A 13,660-nucleotide genomic window follows, 5' to 3' on the forward strand; every position below is an offset into this window, starting at 1 on the left:
AAATAATGGCGCTAATAAAATGTAAGGAATGCGGTAAAGAGATTAGCAAATCAGCCAAAAGCTGCCCTCACTGCGGAGCGCCGGCTGATAAAGCAAAAGGCGGATTTAACCTTGCCAAGTTCATGGTGGTCTTACTTGGAGCCGTCTTTATCATTTCTCTCTTTAATGATGAACCAACTACAAACACAAGAACCCCGGCCACCACATCAACAACACCAAAGCCCCCTCCAAAGAAATGGGATTACTATGAATCCCAGAACCCGGTTGATGACACAATCACCAACTCTTTCATTCTTTCACCTGACTCAGGGCAAAACTACAAGGGCACTTTCGACCTTGTTGTACGCTGCAAATCCAATAAAACTGAACTCTACGTCAAATGGCATGACTACCTTGGCGATGACTCCAGCAGTGTTTATGAGGACTGGAAAAACGTTATTGTCCGCGTAGGGGATTCCAAGGCGGTTACTCAGCGATGGAGCATATCGACAGATAAAACAGCCACATTTGCAAGCAGTGCCATCCCTCTACTGAAGAAGATTGCAAATGCAGACAAGCTGCTACTGCAAACAACCCCTTACAATGAGAATCCTGCGCAAGCTATTTACGACACAAAGGGCCTGGAAGAGCCCATCTCGAAGATAGCAAAACGCTGCAACTGGAAACTCTAAGCCCCAGCAATACACCCCACACCCAGCCGGCATTTTCTTTGCCGGCTTTTGACTTCCGACAAATATAACCTTTTTGGTGTTGCCATGATAACAACCTTTATGGTTATATAACCATATTGGTTAAGTCAGATGGAGTCAAGCAATGTCAATCCACATCCACCCCACTGCCGCCAACCCGGCAGACCTGCACCGCCTTCAAGTGCAAACCGGCATGGTGGCCGTCATCAGCGGCAAGCGCGCTGACCTGGTAAGCGCTGGCGAATTCGCCAACCGCCGTCAGAGCAGCCAGCGCACCACCGGCCACAACTTCACCCACGACGACGGCCCCTCTGCGGCCTGATCGGGTGACAGCCATGACCAGCATCCCAGCACGCATTCACAACGCCCAGCGCGCCTTCAAGCGCCTGCAGCCCACTGCCGACATGGATCAGGCCATGGTACGCAGCGGCCGCCTGCTGGACCGCTACATGGCCGAACTACCCGTGAGCAACCAGACGCTCACCGCCCGGGCACGCATCACCGAAGCCGCTGACCAGTACATCCAGCGATGCCGCCGGAAACACACAGGGAGTAACGCCGCATGAGACTCACCATGCAGAACGAAAGGGAATTGCGCGCAGCGATCCGGGGCGCGGGGTCTGAGATCAGCAGCAACAAACTGATCCGGGTGCATGGCATCACCCTCACCGTGGCTGTTGCCAAGCAGGCCGATACCACCGCTGTGACCATCTACCCGGCCAGCGACCCCAGCAACGTGATCTACCACGGCACCGGCACAGCAGGCGCCTGCTATGCGGATGCAGCTGATGCGATTGAGGGAGCCATCGTATGAAGACGATCTCAGAGCGCAGCGCCCACACCCTGGCGACGCTTTACCTCATTGAAGACGCCCTGCCCCTCGGGGAATGCAATGGCCGTTACCAGCGCTCGTTCGCTGATGCCATCGCCCTGAAAGGGAAACCCATTCTGGAATACACGCTGGCCGAGCTGATCACGCTGGCAGAGCAACACCGTGAACAGTGGCTGGAAAGCGAGCGCTTCTGGCAGGCCGAACACCAACACCTGGCCGACACCGGCGGACTGGAGTACACCCAATGAAAATCATCGCCTTCACTGGCCCCGGCGGGGCCGGAAAGAACACCGCCGCCCAGGCACTGGGTACCCTGTACCACACCGCAGAGGTGTCGTTTGCAGCCCCGCTGTATGAAATGGCAGCGGTAGCGCTGGGCCACACCGTGGAAGAGATTCACGCGCTCAAGCAGCAAGGCGATGAAGCCATCCGTGCCCTGCTGGAGCAGCTGGGCGATGCCGTCCGCAAGACCATCCGCGAGGACTACCTGATCGTGCGCCTGGTGGACACTCTGCGCGAACTGGAAGAGAGCCAGGACACTCCCGACCTGGCCGTGATCACCGACCTGCGCACCGAAGACGAAGCCTACTGGGTACGCGCCATGCGCGGCCTGGTGATCCACGTCAGCCGCCCGGAAGGCACCAGTGACAGCCAGCACATCACCAACCGGCCCATCGTGTACGCCCAGGGCGACCAGTACCTGCTGAATAACGGCACCGAGGAAGACCTGAGCAAAACCGTCTGCGCGATCGTCAGGGCATGGATTGTTGCGAAAGAGTGCGCAAACCGGACTGAGCATCAGGGGGCGGCATGAAAATGTGCAGCGCGTTCAATGTCCTCAAACTTCTCTGGTTCCGCGTTTCTATCGTGGGCGAACTGCTTCTCATGATAGTTCTGAAGATGCCCGTGCAGCTTGTCCAGCCGTTTACCAATATAAACGGCTTCATCCCGGTCAGCCAAAAGGGGCGTACAGGAAAGAGAGTGCACAAGCAGACTCTTCAAATCCTCGGCCATTACCACCCCAAAATTCATCAGGGAAATCGTAGCCGGATTCGGCAAATCCCCAAGCATAACTTCGCGCATTGCAGCAAGATCTTCTCTAACCGTACCCAGCGTGTCCTCAAGAGCAACACGGTACATGCCAGGGTCGTCTGGCATATTTGCCTCAATATATTCAGCAATGTTGTTAGCGCTACCAAGCAGCCTAAGGATCAGAACTTTCCCTCTGACCAAACCTTTGCTGTAAGCCTCCTGACGCTCAAATATCAGCCGGTCAATATCTTCCTTCCAGGCGCGCTTATGGAGCGCAGTCTGGTGACGCATCATTCGCCGGGCGAGACGCTGATCTTTTTGGAAGGTCTCTCTGGTTGCATTAATGGACCATACGAAAGCAGCAATTGTGGCCGCCACCTGTACCCAAGCAGCAGCTGCCGAGCCAAAAACATTGCTCCAAATACACGGCCAATCCCAGCCACACCATTCCATAGCGGTTTTCCTCCCCACAACAAAAGGCTAACCATCGGCCAGTTTGCTCAAGCAAGTCAATGGGCAGGAGGTGCGGCATGAAACTGCTCGCCCGCCTGCTCTACCGGCTCACGGCCAACCGCCCCTGCCGGCTGATCGAGATCAACGGCCACCCCTACCTGGAACGCTACTTCATCGGCCAGGTACTGGGCATCACCGTGTACCTGCACCGGTTTGTGCGCGATGACGACGAACGCCACCTGCACAACCACCCGTGGAACCATGCCCTGAGCGTGGTGCTGTGTGGCCGCTATACCGAAACCCAGGCCGACTCCACCACCCACGCCCGGATCTGCACCTGCAGAGAAAATCTGGTGTGGCTGAGCAAGCACACCGTGCGCTGGGTGAATTACATCAACCGTGATCACTTCCATCAGATCACGGGCGTAAAACCGGAAACCTGGACGCTGTTCATGCATACCCCGTGGCGCCACCGCTGGGGCTTCCTCTGCCGGATCGACCAGCAGGTACCGCTCTACGAATTCCAGACCTACATCACCACGCGGCCCCGGGAATGGTGGCATCACGCCCCCGCTGCGAAGCATGCCGGCCGCTGGCCATTCGGAGCCTGAACCATGAGCCAGCCCGCCCTCCGCATCAGTGAAGCCGCGCAACGCCTGGGCACCAACCCCAGCCACCTGCGCCAGCGCCTGCACCAGCTGGGCGCCATCACCCCGGAAGGCCGGGCCCACCCGGAATGGGTGCGCGAGGGCTGGCTGAAAGAAGAGCAGTTTCAGTATCAGCACCCCGTGGTGGGCTGGCGCTGGAGCACCCGCATCGACATCACCGAAGCCGGCCTGGTGGAACTGTTTGGCCAGCTGGACAACGCCGCTTGAGGGAGCACATGGAATGGACGCAAAAGCACAAATACGCGCTCAAGGCCGGGGTCTACCAGGTAAGCAAGACCTTCTCAGCCGGCAATGCCGTTTACACAGCATGGCCACCCAAACCGGCCTACGAAAAGCTGAACTGGCGGGCAACCCTTCACGCCTGCATCGGCTGCTACAGCACTGCAGAACAGGCAAAAGCCGCCTGCGAGGCTCACGCCGCCACACAGGCGCTGTGCAGCTACGCCTGCCAACTGAGCCACCGCGGCACCACGGCGAGCGGGTAATGATCGCCCTGCTCTGCGCCGCCGGTACCGGCCTGTTTCTGATTCTGACGCTCACCTGAGCACCAACAAACCACCACCCTTATGGGAGAGAGAACCATGTCTACCAAAGTAGATGATTTCGTGTACGACCTGGACGGCGGCGTCTTCGCCGAAAAACTCAGCCGCGCCCTGTCCGATGTGGCTGCCGGTACCGTGGATCACGGCAACGGTAAGAAGAAGGGCAAGGTCGTGATTGAGCTGGATATGCAACAGATCGGCGAGTCCCACCAGATCCAGATCAGCCACACCCTGAAGGTGTCCCGCCCGACCTTGCGCGGCAAGGCCACGGAAGAAGACACCACCACCACCCCGATGTATGTGGGCCGCGGCGGCAAGATGACCATCGCCCCGGATGCCCAGATCGATTTCCTGAAAACCCCTGCCAACGAGGAGCAATAAGCCCATGGAAGCGAACAACACTGCTACCCTGCTCAAATACATCCAGGACAACACCGTGCGCCTGGAATTCAACCGTGCCCACAATGGCACCGAACTGGATGTGGCCGCCCTGCCTAACGATACCAAGGTGCTGAACCTGGAACAGTACCGCCCCTTGCGTAGCCGCTTCCGTGGAGAGTTCATCACCCGCCGTATTGATGACTTTGTCAGCTACACCACTGCCAAGGCTGATGCTGGGGCGGAATGCTTTGTCTGGGCCGATGATATGACGGCTAAAGCCGTATTGAACCTGGGCGACCTGCATAACCCCGGCCATGCCGACAACACAGCCACGATCAAGCTGAAAACCACAGCCGCCTTCGATGCGATTAAGCGCATGGACGGTAACACTCGCACCCAGCAGCAGCTGGCCGAATGGCTGGAAGACTGGCGCGACAACATTCAGGGCCTCACCAGCGACGGCCAGCAGCTCAGCCCCAGCAAGGTCATTGCCGCCATCCGCCGCATCACCATCAAGGCCAACCGCTCAAGCGACCACACTGAGGGACAACTCAGTGCCTCCCGCTCTGCCATGGAGCAAGTGGAAGCCAGCAGCAACAGCGAACCGCTGCCCAGCTTCATTATGTTCCACTGCGAGCCCTACACCGGCCTGGCGGAACGCACCTTCATGCTGCGCCTGAGCATGCGCTTCGATGAAGAAAAGCCCCTGCTGGCCCTGCGGATTATCCGCCCGGAACAGCACGAAGAAGAAATGGCTGAGGAGTTCGCCACCCTGCTGCAGGAGCAGTTCGGCGACAAGCTGCCCGTCACCATCGGCAGCTTCACCGCCTAACCGGAGCCAATCATGCTGATCGCCCGTTACTCCGTACACGACGCCGAGCCCTGGATAAGCCCCAACGCCAGCGGCATGGGTTGCCGTAAGTGGCTGGTGCGCCTGCACGCGAGTAACGGTGACGACAGCAGCACCGACAAGATCCGCAACCAAAACCCCTGCAACCTGGTGGACATGCTCGCCACGGCCCAAGACTGCATTGATGAAATGCTGGAAGAGCTGGACATGACGGTCACGGATGCCGGGTTTCAGGTGTTTTTGTTGAGGTAGGGAGAGAGAGATGACTTCACTAGCAGAGAGCCACCAGGAACTGCTGCGCTTTGTGATCGCTGAACGTGACGCGTTCTACGATTGCGCCACTGACGCCGAAGGAAACTTCACCGATCCGACTGACCGGGTTGAGCTGGATCGCATTGATCAGATAATTGACTGCGCGCAGGCCTTCCATGCCGAGAAAGACCTAAGCCATGAATAATTTAGCGAAGCCTCTCCAACTCAGACCGCTTATCCTGCATTACCTGTTCGATCATTGTTTCCGTTTTAGACAAGCGGCTGTAAAGGTCGGCAGTATTCAAGTTATCAAAGGCCGCTTCTTCAGTGAAAGCTTTAAGGAGTTCCGGCGCATCAGCTGGCTCCGCATTAGTGGAAAGCAAAAATTCATCAATCGCAAGAATGAGCAGCTTTACCTCCTTTGTAAGCTCAATGACAGCATCAACTATTCTCCTATCTCCCAGATCATGAAGGGGGATAGAGTTGCATGCGGATTCATTGATATGGAAAAGAATCTGAATTCGCTTGAGCTGCGGGATACCGCCATTTTTGTCATTAATCCATTGATTCAAAAGTTTTCCCGTTCCCTTAAGCCTATCGTCCATGGAAGAAAGCAACTCCAAAATCCCAATATGGGTACCAAGTTTGGCTTTGCTCTCCTTAACAGCCTGGTGTTGGCGTTCCCTTCTGGGAGCCCAAATCGCAATACATGCAATAGCAAAAGAGGCAAGCGCTTGAAGCCAGCGAACCAAGCTGGTGTCAATCCAAAGCATCCAACAACCCCAATCATTGCCACACAATTCCATATCAGCACCCTCCCTTTCGATGCCGCAAGCATCAACCAGAGATGCGAAACAAGTCAACGAGGGAAGACATGAACCGATTCCGCACCCACCCCCAAGCCGGATTCAACTTTGACGAACTGGTCGTGGACAACTTCGCCGGCGGCGGCGGCGCCAGCACCGGCATCGAGCAGGCCATTGGCCGTCCCGTAGACATCGCCATCAACCACAACCCGGTGGCGCTGGCTATGCATGAGACCAACCACCCCCACACCAAGCATTACTGCGAATCAGTCTGGGATGTGGATCCGCGCAAGGTCACCCAGGGCCGCCCGGTTGGCCTGGCCTGGTTCAGCCCGGACTGCCGTCATTTCAGCAAGGCGAAAGGTAGTAAGCCGGTTTCCCCGCAGGTGCGCGGCTTGGCCTGGGTAGTAATGCGCTGGGTGGGCACGGTGAAGCCCCGGGTGATCATGCTGGAGAACGTGGAAGAATTCGTTACTTGGGGCCCGGTGATCAAACAGGAAACCCCTGACGGCATCACCCATCTGCCCTGCCCCAAGCGCAAGGGCCACACTTTCCGCAGCTTTGTGAACGCCCTGAAGCGGCACGGCTACCAGGTAGAGTGGAAAGAACTGCGCGCCTGCGACTACGGCGCCCCCACCATCCGCAAGCGCCTGTTTCTGGTGGCCCGCTGTGATGGCCAGCCCATCGCCTGGCCAGCAGCCACCCACGGCCCGGGCCTCAAGCCCTACCGCACCGCGGCAGACATCATCGACTGGAGCCTGCCCTGCCCCAGCATCTTCGAGCGCAAGAAACCACTGGCCGATGCCACCTGCCGCCGAATCGCAGAAGGCATCCGCCGCTTTGTGGTGGAATCCGGCGATCCCTTCATTGTCCCGATCGCCAACTTCAATGGCCGGGACACCGTGCATGACATCCGTGACCCGCTCCGGACGATCACGGCATGGCCCAAAGGGGGTCACTTTGCACTGGTTCAGGCCTTCCTTGCCAAACACTACACCGGCGTGATCGGTACCGACCTGCGCAAGCCCCTGGGCACCGTCACCACCGTGGATCACCACAGCCTGGTAACCAGCCACATGGTGAAGCTGAGGGGCACCAATGTCGGCCACGATGCCCGGGAGCCCCTGCATACCATCAGCGCCCAAGGCACCCACCACGGGGAAGTCAGGGCCTTCCTGATGAAGTATTACAGCGAGGGCGGCCAATGGCAGGCCCTGAAGGAGCCATTACACACCATCCCCACCAAGGACCGCCTGGGGTTGGTGATGGTAAAAGGCGAGCCCTACCAGATCGTAGATATCGGCATGCGCATGCTGCAGCCCCACGAACTGTTCATGGGCCAGGGCTTCCCGGCCGACTACATCCACACCCACACCTTCGACGGCGCCCGCCTCACCAAGGCCGACCAGGTGAAGATGTGCGGCAACAGCGTTTCCCCCTACCCGTGCAAGGCACTGGTGGAAGGCAATATGATGGAACCCATGGAGGCAGCAGCATGAAGACAGACGAACAACGCCTGCAGGAAATGGGGCATGAGATCCTTTCCGATCGCGCCAAGGATATCTGCGCGGTGCAGTACCAGAAGGCCGGCCCCATCGAGGGCTGCACCACCTGCCCGCTGGCCGCGCCCTGCCGGGACATTCGACTGAATCCGACCTACGAGCAGCACCAGGGCAGAATCAGAGCGATCAACGCCGCAGCGGAGCAGTGCCATGAGTGAACAAAACGTACTGGAAGCCATTCTGGAAGAGCTGCGCCGGCAGAGAATCCCGGACGCGCTGTGGAGCACCAAGGAGATTGGCACCTATTTCGGAGTGACCGCCAAGCGGGCCACCTACATCACCAACCTGCACACCTTCCCGGATCCGGTGCACGCTCCGGACATTGGCCGCCGCTGGATTCCGGATGAGGTGCGAGACTGGGCAAAGCGAAACCGGCAACCCAAGCGCCGCGCCGCCTGATGGGCTCAGCCCAGTTGCGCGGCAATCTCGCTGGCGGTGGCGTTGTAGTACACCTGCAGGCTGCGCAGATCCCGGTGGCCGGTCATGCGGGCCAGATCCAGCACATCCAGTTTCTTCGCCAGGCGGGTGATGGCCTCATGCCGGGTATCATGGAAGGTGAAGCCCGACAGCTTGGCCTTCTCGCGGTAATAGTTGAATGACAGCGCCAGCTGGTTGGAGTTGATGGAAAACACCTTGCCCCCTTCCACGGCTGACAACGTCAGCAGCTGCCTGGCCCGCTGCGACAACGGCACCCGCCGAGCATCCCCATTCTTGGTGGTACTCAGCGTCAGATAACCCTCATTAAGATGGATCTGGCTCCACTCGAGGCTCAATATCTCTCCTGCCCGCATGGCGGTTTCCAGTGCCAGCTGAAAGGCCAGCGCCATTTGTTCCGGTGTGCTGCTGGCCTGCGCCCCTTCCCTGTAGCCGGCGGCAGCCATGAGCGCTTTGATTTCATCGTCACTGATGCGCCGATCGCGGGCTTTGCCCGAAGGCGGCTTGCGGACCCCCTTGCAGGGATTCTCCGGCAGCCAGTGCCACTCCTCGACGGCATATCGGAACACCCCGCCCATCAGGTTCATTTCACGCCGCACGGTGGCAGGCAGCACTTTCTTCAGCCTGGCATCGCGATATTCGATCACGTGGATGTTCCCCACGTCTTCGAGGGGAACGTCAGCCAGCGGCATGGAGAGCATCAGTGAGATGCGCTCACCATCACGACGGGCACCCCGGTTGCGCGGCGCCACCTCATCGGCGTAACGCTGCAACACATCACGAACGCGTCGCCCGGTCGATCCGATGGCTTTGCCGGCACGGATCTCACCTTCCACTTCTGCCGCCCAGGCCTGGGCCTGAGCTTTGGTTTGCCAGGTGCTGGACGCATACTGACCGCGCATGCGAACCTCTACCCGCCATCCTCCTGCACGCTTCCGGTAACTGGCCACTTCTCCCCCATGGCGTAAATTTGGCGTAATGATTTAGAGAATGTACAGGATTGCGGGGGAAAATACTGTACATCCGGTCTTAAAAAACCCTTTACGGGCGTACAGATGGGAAAATACAGGAAGAATGGGGAGTATAAAAAAGGCGGTTTAGGGCCCCACCAGGGCCCTTTTTAATGGGCGCTCCGCGTAGAGTGCCTCATCCAGCAGGCAACGATCCGACCCGTTATCACCGCAGGAGAGCCAACGCATTCGCCGAAAGGCTTTCAGGTTGGCTCTCCTTAAAAGACTCCCCCCTACCCTTAAACAGCGTTTCTGGGATCCTTACCTCGCTTAAGCTCGGATCGCCCCCTGGAAGGGGGCTCCTACAGCGGCTTCATAGAAATGCAAAAACGCGGGAACCTTTTGGGTTTTCCTAATCCAAGCATAGCTTGTAGCTTGTAGCTTGTAGCTTGTAGCTTGTAGCTTGTAGCTTGTAGCTTGTAGCTTGTAGCTTGTACTTCCTACTTCCAGGCGCGGGCGATCTTGCTGATCAGGCCCGGGCCCTGGTAAATCAGGCCGCTATAGATCTGCACCAGTTCGGCACCCAGAGCTTTCTTGGCCAGGGCGTCTTCCGGGCTGTTGATGCCACCCACGCCGATAATCGGGATGCGGCCGTTGAGCGCCTTGCTCATGATCTCCAGGGCCTGGTTGGCAATGGGGGTCAGCGGTGCGCCACTGAGACCGCCCTGCTCGTCACCATGAGGAAGATCGCTCACCCCTTCACGGGACAGGGTGGTGTTGCCAACGCAGACACCATCGATACCGTGCTTCACAAAGGCCTCGGCCATGGCCTGCAGCTCTTCGGCGCTGTTGTCCGGGGCGATCTTGATCACCAGCGGCACCTTGCGACGATGTTGTTCATCAAGACGATCCTGGGCTTCGCGCAGGGTGGCCAGCAGGGTGTTCAGGGCATCACCGTGCTGCAGTTCACGCAGACCCGGGGTGTTCGGGGAAGAGACGTTGACCACCAGGTAGGTGGCATAGGCATGCACTTTCTGCTGGCAGATCAGGTAGTCATCCACGGCATTTTCCACCGGGGTGTCCTTGTTCTTGCCGATATTGATGCCCAGTACGCCCTCGTACTTGCTCTGCTTCACCGCGTTGACCAGGTAATCCACGCCCTGGTTGTTGAAGCCCATGCGGTTGATGATGGCGCTGGCTTTCGGCAGGCGGAACAGGCGCGGTTTCGGGTTACCCGGCTGGGGCCGCGGAGTGATGGTGCCGATTTCGATAAAACCGAAGCCCAGATCCGCCAGGCCATCGATGCAATCACCGTTCTTGTCGAGCCCGGCGGCCAGCCCCACCGCATTGGGGAATTCGATACCCATGACCTTCACTGGCGCCGACACCTGACAGCCCGGCCACAGCTTGCCTGCCCGCTTGCGCAGCATGTTCAGGGTCAGGTCATGGGACTGTTCGGCAGAGAGGGAAAACAGGAATGGTCTGGCAAGGGAATACAACATGAGGGCGTCCGCAACTGGTGAGCTGGCGCGCATTATAGCCAAGGGGGGCGGCTACTTCGATGCTTTGTGTCGGACGAAGAGACGCTGCATGCTCCACGCAACACGCGGCACGCAAAACCCGCTTTCTTTTCCGCCGTAGGCGCCTGCCTGCAGGCGATTCACCCACGACACGGAAAGGATCACCTGCAGGCAAGCGCCTACGGCGGAGTGGTGCGATGAATTTAGGTTTTGCGTGAAGCGTAATGCGTGGTACGTGGTGCAGCCGCGAAGCGGCCACAAAAAAAGCCCGGCTTTCGCCGGGCTTGCACACACAACCAACAATAATCAGCGCGCCGGTTATTTCGCGGCGCTGGCCGGCTTGAGCAGGAAACGACCCAATGCCGGGAGTAACCACAGGGCACCAATCATGTTCCACAGGAACATGAAGGTCAGCAGGATGCCCATGTCCGCCTGGAACTTGATGGAGCTGAAGACCCAGAAGATCACGCCAACGGCCAGGGTAATGCCGGTGAACGCCACCGCCTTGCCTGTGGTCTTGAGCGTCTCTTTATAGGCTGATTCAAGATCCATACCTTGTTTCAGGTACTCGGACAATTTGCTGTAGATATAAATGCCGTAATCCACCCCGATGCCCACGCCCAGCGCGATCACCGGCAAGGTAGCCACCTTCACACCAATGCCCATCTGCGCCATCAGCGCCTGACAGAGGATAGAAGTCAGACCCAGCGGCACAATGATACAGATCACTGCACGGATGGAACGGAAGGCAATCAGCACCAGAATGGACACCACGGCGTAAACCAGTGCAAGCATCGGGTACTGGCTGGCTTCGATAGTCTGGTTGGTGGCAGCTTCCACACCGGCGTTACCCGAGGCCAGTTTGAACTCAATGACATCCGCGTTGTTACGGGTTGCCGAGAACTCCGCCACCGCCTTGGTGACCCGATCCAGGGTTTCTGCCTTGTGGTCATCCAGGAACACGTAGATAGGTGTCAGGGAACAGTCCAGGTTGTAGAGACTGTCCGGCATGAAACTCATCACGTTGTTCAGGGCAAACTGATCACGGGAAATGGTGGCCCACTTCATGGAGCCTTCATTCATGTTGGTAGAAATCAGCTTGGTGGCAGAGGCGATGGTCGCCACATCCTGCACCCCTTCCACGTTCTGCAGGGTCCACGCCATGTCATCGGCGGCCTGCATGGCCTGGTAGGTGTTACAGGATTCCTGCGGGGTCTTGCCCATCACCACCAACACGTCCGCACTCACGGAATAGTTGGAGACCAGGAAGTTCACGTCATGGTTATAGCGGTAACGATCCTTGGGTTCGTAGCCGCGGGGACAATCCATTTCTTCACACGGATCCGGCCACAGTTCCGGCGCGCCCTTGTCCAGATCCCCGATTTTCAGGTCCTGACTCAGGTAGATACCCCCGGCGTAGCCGACAACCGCAACCAACACAGAGGCCGCCGCCATACCCGGACGGGTGAAGCGTGCAAACAGGCCAGCCAGCGGGTGATCCTTCTCGTCACCAGCCTTGATCTTGCGTACCGCGGCAGCACCAACTCCCAGATAGGACAACACCACAGGAACCACGATCAGGTTGGTGATGATGATCACCGCCACACCGATACTGGCTGCCATGGCCAGCTCACGGATCACACCAATATCGATCATGTAGAGGGTGAGGAAGCCGATGGCATCGGATACCAGCGCCACCATACCCGGCACCACCAGTGCATGCAGGGTGGACTTGGAGGCATCCAGCGAACTCAGCCCGGACGCCACATAGTTGGCCAGGGTGTTAACGATCTGCACACCATGGGACACCGCAATGGCAAACACCAGGAACGGTACCAGCATGGAGTAGGGATCGATGGTAAAGCCGAGGGTGCTGACAATACCCAGCTGCCAGATCACCGCCACAAAGGAACAGATGGAAACGGTAAGCGCACTGCGGATACAACGGGTATCCAGCAACAGCAACAGGGCAATCAGGCCCAGGGTCAGGAAGAAGAACATGGCCACTTCCTGGGCCGCAGACATCACGTCGCCCGCTTTCTTGGCCAGACCGACAATGTGAATGCGCACATTGGGGTACTTGTCCTGATAGGTCTGACGAATCTCTTCCAGGCTGGCTGTCAGGGCAGGAATATCGATTCCCTCCTCACCCAGCGCATCCAGCAGATAGGCATGCACCACACTGGACTGGAAGTTGTCCGCCACCAGGCGACCCACCTGACCGGAACGCAGCACATTGGTACGCAGCTGCTCGAGACTGTCAGAAGAGCCATCATAGCCAGCCGGGATCACCTCCCCGCCCTGAAAGCCCTGCTCGGTCACTTCGTTCCAGCGTACGTTACTGGTCCACAGCGAACTGATCTTGCTGGGGTCCACGCCTTCCAGAGCAAACACCTCATCGGTGATCTCCTTCAGAGCGTTCATGTACTCTTCGTTGAAAATATCCTCGCCCTTGGTCTCCGCCACAATCAGGCGGATATCGTTCCCCAGGCTGAGATCATTCTTGTGTTCGAAAAAATTCTGGATATAGGGATGGTCCAGCGGGACCATCTTGCTGATATCCGTGTTGAGCTGAATCTTGGACGCCTGGTATCCCAATACGGCAGTCAACGCCACAAAGAGGACCAACACGACCTTGCGCGCCTTGAACAGCGCACCGGCAATATTCTGAGAAATGCTACCTGACAT

General features: G+C 58.1%; 21 protein-coding genes. 16 read left to right on the plus strand and 5 right to left on the minus strand.

What is annotated here, in order from left to right:
• The first annotated feature begins 5 nt into the window (after window positions 1-5).
• The 6 genes from MWU49_RS09220 (at window position 6) to MWU49_RS09245 (ending at window position 2,335) form a co-directional block, all read left to right on the plus strand.
• Window positions 6-671: a type VI secretion system-associated protein TagO gene (locus tag MWU49_RS09220; protein ID WP_246971003.1), complete on the plus strand. Its 666-nt coding sequence runs from the start codon at window positions 6-8 to the stop codon at window positions 669-671.
• Between the two features lie 142 nt (window positions 672-813).
• Window positions 814-1,011 (plus strand): hypothetical protein, encoded by a 198-nt coding sequence (locus MWU49_RS09225; protein ID WP_246971006.1) that lies wholly within the window; start codon window positions 814-816, stop codon window positions 1,009-1,011.
• Window positions 1,012-1,024: 13 nt separating this feature from the next.
• Window positions 1,025-1,255: a hypothetical protein gene (locus MWU49_RS09230; RefSeq protein ID WP_246971008.1), complete on the plus strand. Its 231-nt coding sequence runs from the start codon at window positions 1,025-1,027 to the stop codon at window positions 1,253-1,255.
• The gene (locus MWU49_RS09235; protein ID WP_246971010.1) at window positions 1,252-1,503 is read left to right on the plus strand and encodes a hypothetical protein; all 252 of its coding nucleotides are present in this window, start codon (window positions 1,252-1,254) and stop codon (window positions 1,501-1,503) included. Before MWU49_RS09230 ends, MWU49_RS09235 begins: the two co-directional genes overlap by 4 nt.
• The gene (locus MWU49_RS09240) at window positions 1,500-1,769 is read left to right on the plus strand and encodes a hypothetical protein (RefSeq protein WP_246971012.1); all 270 of its coding nucleotides are present in this window, start codon (window positions 1,500-1,502) and stop codon (window positions 1,767-1,769) included. The genes MWU49_RS09235 and MWU49_RS09240 overlap by 4 nt, the downstream gene beginning before the upstream one ends.
• Window positions 1,766-2,335 (plus strand): hypothetical protein, encoded by a 570-nt coding sequence (locus MWU49_RS09245; RefSeq protein WP_246971015.1) that lies wholly within the window; start codon window positions 1,766-1,768, stop codon window positions 2,333-2,335. Before MWU49_RS09240 ends, MWU49_RS09245 begins: the two co-directional genes overlap by 4 nt.
• On the opposite strand, the gene MWU49_RS09250 is transcribed toward MWU49_RS09245, so the two are convergent.
• The gene (locus MWU49_RS09250) at window positions 2,320-3,006 is read right to left on the minus strand and encodes a hypothetical protein (RefSeq protein WP_246971019.1); all 687 of its coding nucleotides are present in this window, start codon (window positions 3,004-3,006) and stop codon (window positions 2,320-2,322) included. The genes MWU49_RS09245 and MWU49_RS09250 overlap by 16 nt on opposite strands.
• A 77-nt stretch (window positions 3,007-3,083) precedes the next feature.
• Here MWU49_RS09250 and MWU49_RS09255 point away from each other — a divergent pair, with 77 nt between their 5' ends.
• The 7 genes from MWU49_RS09255 to MWU49_RS09285 all read left to right on the plus strand — a co-directional run bounded on the left by MWU49_RS09255 (window position 3,084) and on the right by MWU49_RS09285 (window position 5,904).
• Window positions 3,084-3,617 (plus strand): hypothetical protein, encoded by a 534-nt coding sequence (locus MWU49_RS09255; protein WP_246971022.1) that lies wholly within the window; start codon window positions 3,084-3,086, stop codon window positions 3,615-3,617.
• A 3-nt stretch (window positions 3,618-3,620) separates the two neighbouring features.
• Window positions 3,621-3,881, plus strand: coding sequence for a hypothetical protein (locus MWU49_RS09260; RefSeq protein ID WP_246971024.1), 261 nt, complete (start codon window positions 3,621-3,623; stop codon window positions 3,879-3,881).
• 8 nt (window positions 3,882-3,889) lie between these two features.
• On the plus strand, window positions 3,890-4,159 hold the full coding sequence (locus MWU49_RS09265) for a hypothetical protein (RefSeq protein WP_246971026.1): 270 nt from the start codon (window positions 3,890-3,892) through the stop codon (window positions 4,157-4,159).
• Window positions 4,160-4,255: 96 nt separating this feature from the next.
• Window positions 4,256-4,597, plus strand: coding sequence for a hypothetical protein (locus tag MWU49_RS09270; protein ID WP_246971028.1), 342 nt, complete (start codon window positions 4,256-4,258; stop codon window positions 4,595-4,597).
• A gap of 4 nt (window positions 4,598-4,601) precedes the next feature.
• On the plus strand, window positions 4,602-5,429 hold the full coding sequence (locus MWU49_RS09275; RefSeq protein ID WP_246971030.1) for a DUF2303 family protein: 828 nt from the start codon (window positions 4,602-4,604) through the stop codon (window positions 5,427-5,429).
• 12 nt (window positions 5,430-5,441) lie between these two features.
• Window positions 5,442-5,699, plus strand: a complete 258-nt coding sequence (locus MWU49_RS09280; RefSeq protein ID WP_246971032.1) for a hypothetical protein — start codon at window positions 5,442-5,444, stop codon at window positions 5,697-5,699.
• Between the two features lie 10 nt (window positions 5,700-5,709).
• Window positions 5,710-5,904 (plus strand): hypothetical protein, encoded by a 195-nt coding sequence (locus tag MWU49_RS09285; protein WP_246971034.1) that lies wholly within the window; start codon window positions 5,710-5,712, stop codon window positions 5,902-5,904.
• A gap of 1 nt (window position 5,905) precedes the next feature.
• Here the strand turns inward: MWU49_RS09285 and MWU49_RS09290 are convergent, their stop codons facing one another.
• Window positions 5,906-6,505, minus strand: a complete 600-nt coding sequence (locus MWU49_RS09290; protein WP_246971036.1) for a hypothetical protein — start codon at window positions 6,503-6,505, stop codon at window positions 5,906-5,908.
• 68 nt (window positions 6,506-6,573) lie between these two features.
• Between MWU49_RS09290 and MWU49_RS09295 the strand changes: the two genes are divergently transcribed.
• Genes MWU49_RS09295 through MWU49_RS09305 form a run of 3 tightly spaced genes read left to right on the plus strand, consistent with a single transcriptional unit; the run spans window position 6,574 to window position 8,466 of the window.
• On the plus strand, window positions 6,574-8,004 hold the full coding sequence (locus tag MWU49_RS09295) for a DNA cytosine methyltransferase (protein WP_246971038.1): 1,431 nt from the start codon (window positions 6,574-6,576) through the stop codon (window positions 8,002-8,004).
• Entirely contained in the window at window positions 8,001-8,225 is a 225-nt protein-coding gene (locus MWU49_RS09300; RefSeq protein WP_246971041.1) for a hypothetical protein, read from the plus strand. The genes MWU49_RS09295 and MWU49_RS09300 overlap by 4 nt, the downstream gene beginning before the upstream one ends.
• Window positions 8,218-8,466 carry a hypothetical protein gene (locus tag MWU49_RS09305; protein WP_246971043.1) on the plus strand — a complete coding sequence of 83 codons (249 nt, stop codon included), beginning with the start codon at window positions 8,218-8,220 and terminating at the stop codon, window positions 8,464-8,466. The genes MWU49_RS09300 and MWU49_RS09305 overlap by 8 nt, the downstream gene beginning before the upstream one ends.
• Before the next feature lie 5 nt (window positions 8,467-8,471).
• Here the strand turns inward: MWU49_RS09305 and MWU49_RS09310 are convergent, their stop codons facing one another.
• The 3 genes from MWU49_RS09310 to MWU49_RS09320 form a co-directional block, all read right to left on the minus strand.
• Window positions 8,472-9,404 (minus strand): site-specific integrase, encoded by a 933-nt coding sequence (locus MWU49_RS09310; protein WP_246971045.1) that lies wholly within the window; start codon window positions 9,402-9,404, stop codon window positions 8,472-8,474.
• A 548-nt stretch (window positions 9,405-9,952) separates the two neighbouring features.
• A complete protein-coding gene (locus MWU49_RS09315) occupies window positions 9,953-10,954 on the minus strand; it encodes a quinone-dependent dihydroorotate dehydrogenase (protein ID WP_246971047.1) in 1,002 nt (333 codons plus the stop codon).
• Between the two features lie 336 nt (window positions 10,955-11,290).
• A complete protein-coding gene (locus MWU49_RS09320; RefSeq protein ID WP_246971049.1) occupies window positions 11,291-13,660 on the minus strand; it encodes an MMPL family transporter in 2,370 nt (789 codons plus the stop codon).

The sequence above is a fragment of the Alcanivorax sp. S6407 genome (assembly GCF_023016115.1).
GTDB lineage: Bacteria > Pseudomonadota > Gammaproteobacteria > Pseudomonadales > Alcanivoracaceae > Alcanivorax.

What these genes read in the sequence shown, in the direction of transcription:
- MWU49_RS09220 (WP_246971003.1), top strand. Translation starts at nt 6, where the DNA reads ATGGCGCTAATAAAATGTAAGGAATGCGGTAAAGAGATTAGCAAATCA.
- MWU49_RS09225 (WP_246971006.1), top strand. Translation starts at nt 814, where the DNA reads ATGTCAATCCACATCCACCCCACTGCCGCCAACCCGGCAGACCTGCAC.
- MWU49_RS09230 (WP_246971008.1), top strand. Translation starts at nt 1,025, where the DNA reads ATGACCAGCATCCCAGCACGCATTCACAACGCCCAGCGCGCCTTCAAG.
- MWU49_RS09235 (WP_246971010.1), top strand. Translation starts at nt 1,252, where the DNA reads ATGAGACTCACCATGCAGAACGAAAGGGAATTGCGCGCAGCGATCCGG.
- MWU49_RS09240 (WP_246971012.1), top strand. Translation starts at nt 1,500, where the DNA reads ATGAAGACGATCTCAGAGCGCAGCGCCCACACCCTGGCGACGCTTTAC.
- MWU49_RS09245 (WP_246971015.1), top strand. Translation starts at nt 1,766, where the DNA reads ATGAAAATCATCGCCTTCACTGGCCCCGGCGGGGCCGGAAAGAACACC.
- MWU49_RS09250 (WP_246971019.1), bottom strand. Translation starts at nt 3,006, where the DNA reads ATGGAATGGTGTGGCTGGGATTGGCCGTGTATTTGGAGCAATGTTTTT.
- MWU49_RS09255 (WP_246971022.1), top strand. Translation starts at nt 3,084, where the DNA reads ATGAAACTGCTCGCCCGCCTGCTCTACCGGCTCACGGCCAACCGCCCC.
- MWU49_RS09260 (WP_246971024.1), top strand. Translation starts at nt 3,621, where the DNA reads ATGAGCCAGCCCGCCCTCCGCATCAGTGAAGCCGCGCAACGCCTGGGC.
- MWU49_RS09265 (WP_246971026.1), top strand. Translation starts at nt 3,890, where the DNA reads ATGGAATGGACGCAAAAGCACAAATACGCGCTCAAGGCCGGGGTCTAC.
- MWU49_RS09270 (WP_246971028.1), top strand. Translation starts at nt 4,256, where the DNA reads ATGTCTACCAAAGTAGATGATTTCGTGTACGACCTGGACGGCGGCGTC.
- MWU49_RS09275 (WP_246971030.1), top strand. Translation starts at nt 4,602, where the DNA reads ATGGAAGCGAACAACACTGCTACCCTGCTCAAATACATCCAGGACAAC.
- MWU49_RS09280 (WP_246971032.1), top strand. Translation starts at nt 5,442, where the DNA reads ATGCTGATCGCCCGTTACTCCGTACACGACGCCGAGCCCTGGATAAGC.
- MWU49_RS09285 (WP_246971034.1), top strand. Translation starts at nt 5,710, where the DNA reads ATGACTTCACTAGCAGAGAGCCACCAGGAACTGCTGCGCTTTGTGATC.
- MWU49_RS09290 (WP_246971036.1), bottom strand. Translation starts at nt 6,505, where the DNA reads ATGGAATTGTGTGGCAATGATTGGGGTTGTTGGATGCTTTGGATTGAC.
- MWU49_RS09295 (WP_246971038.1), top strand. Translation starts at nt 6,574, where the DNA reads ATGAACCGATTCCGCACCCACCCCCAAGCCGGATTCAACTTTGACGAA.
- MWU49_RS09300 (WP_246971041.1), top strand. Translation starts at nt 8,001, where the DNA reads ATGAAGACAGACGAACAACGCCTGCAGGAAATGGGGCATGAGATCCTT.
- MWU49_RS09305 (WP_246971043.1), top strand. Translation starts at nt 8,218, where the DNA reads ATGAGTGAACAAAACGTACTGGAAGCCATTCTGGAAGAGCTGCGCCGG.
- MWU49_RS09310 (WP_246971045.1), bottom strand. Translation starts at nt 9,404, where the DNA reads ATGCGCGGTCAGTATGCGTCCAGCACCTGGCAAACCAAAGCTCAGGCC.
- MWU49_RS09315 (WP_246971047.1), bottom strand. Translation starts at nt 10,954, where the DNA reads ATGTTGTATTCCCTTGCCAGACCATTCCTGTTTTCCCTCTCTGCCGAA.
- MWU49_RS09320 (WP_246971049.1), bottom strand. Translation starts at nt 13,660, where the DNA reads ATGTCAGGTAGCATTTCTCAGAATATTGCCGGTGCGCTGTTCAAGGCG.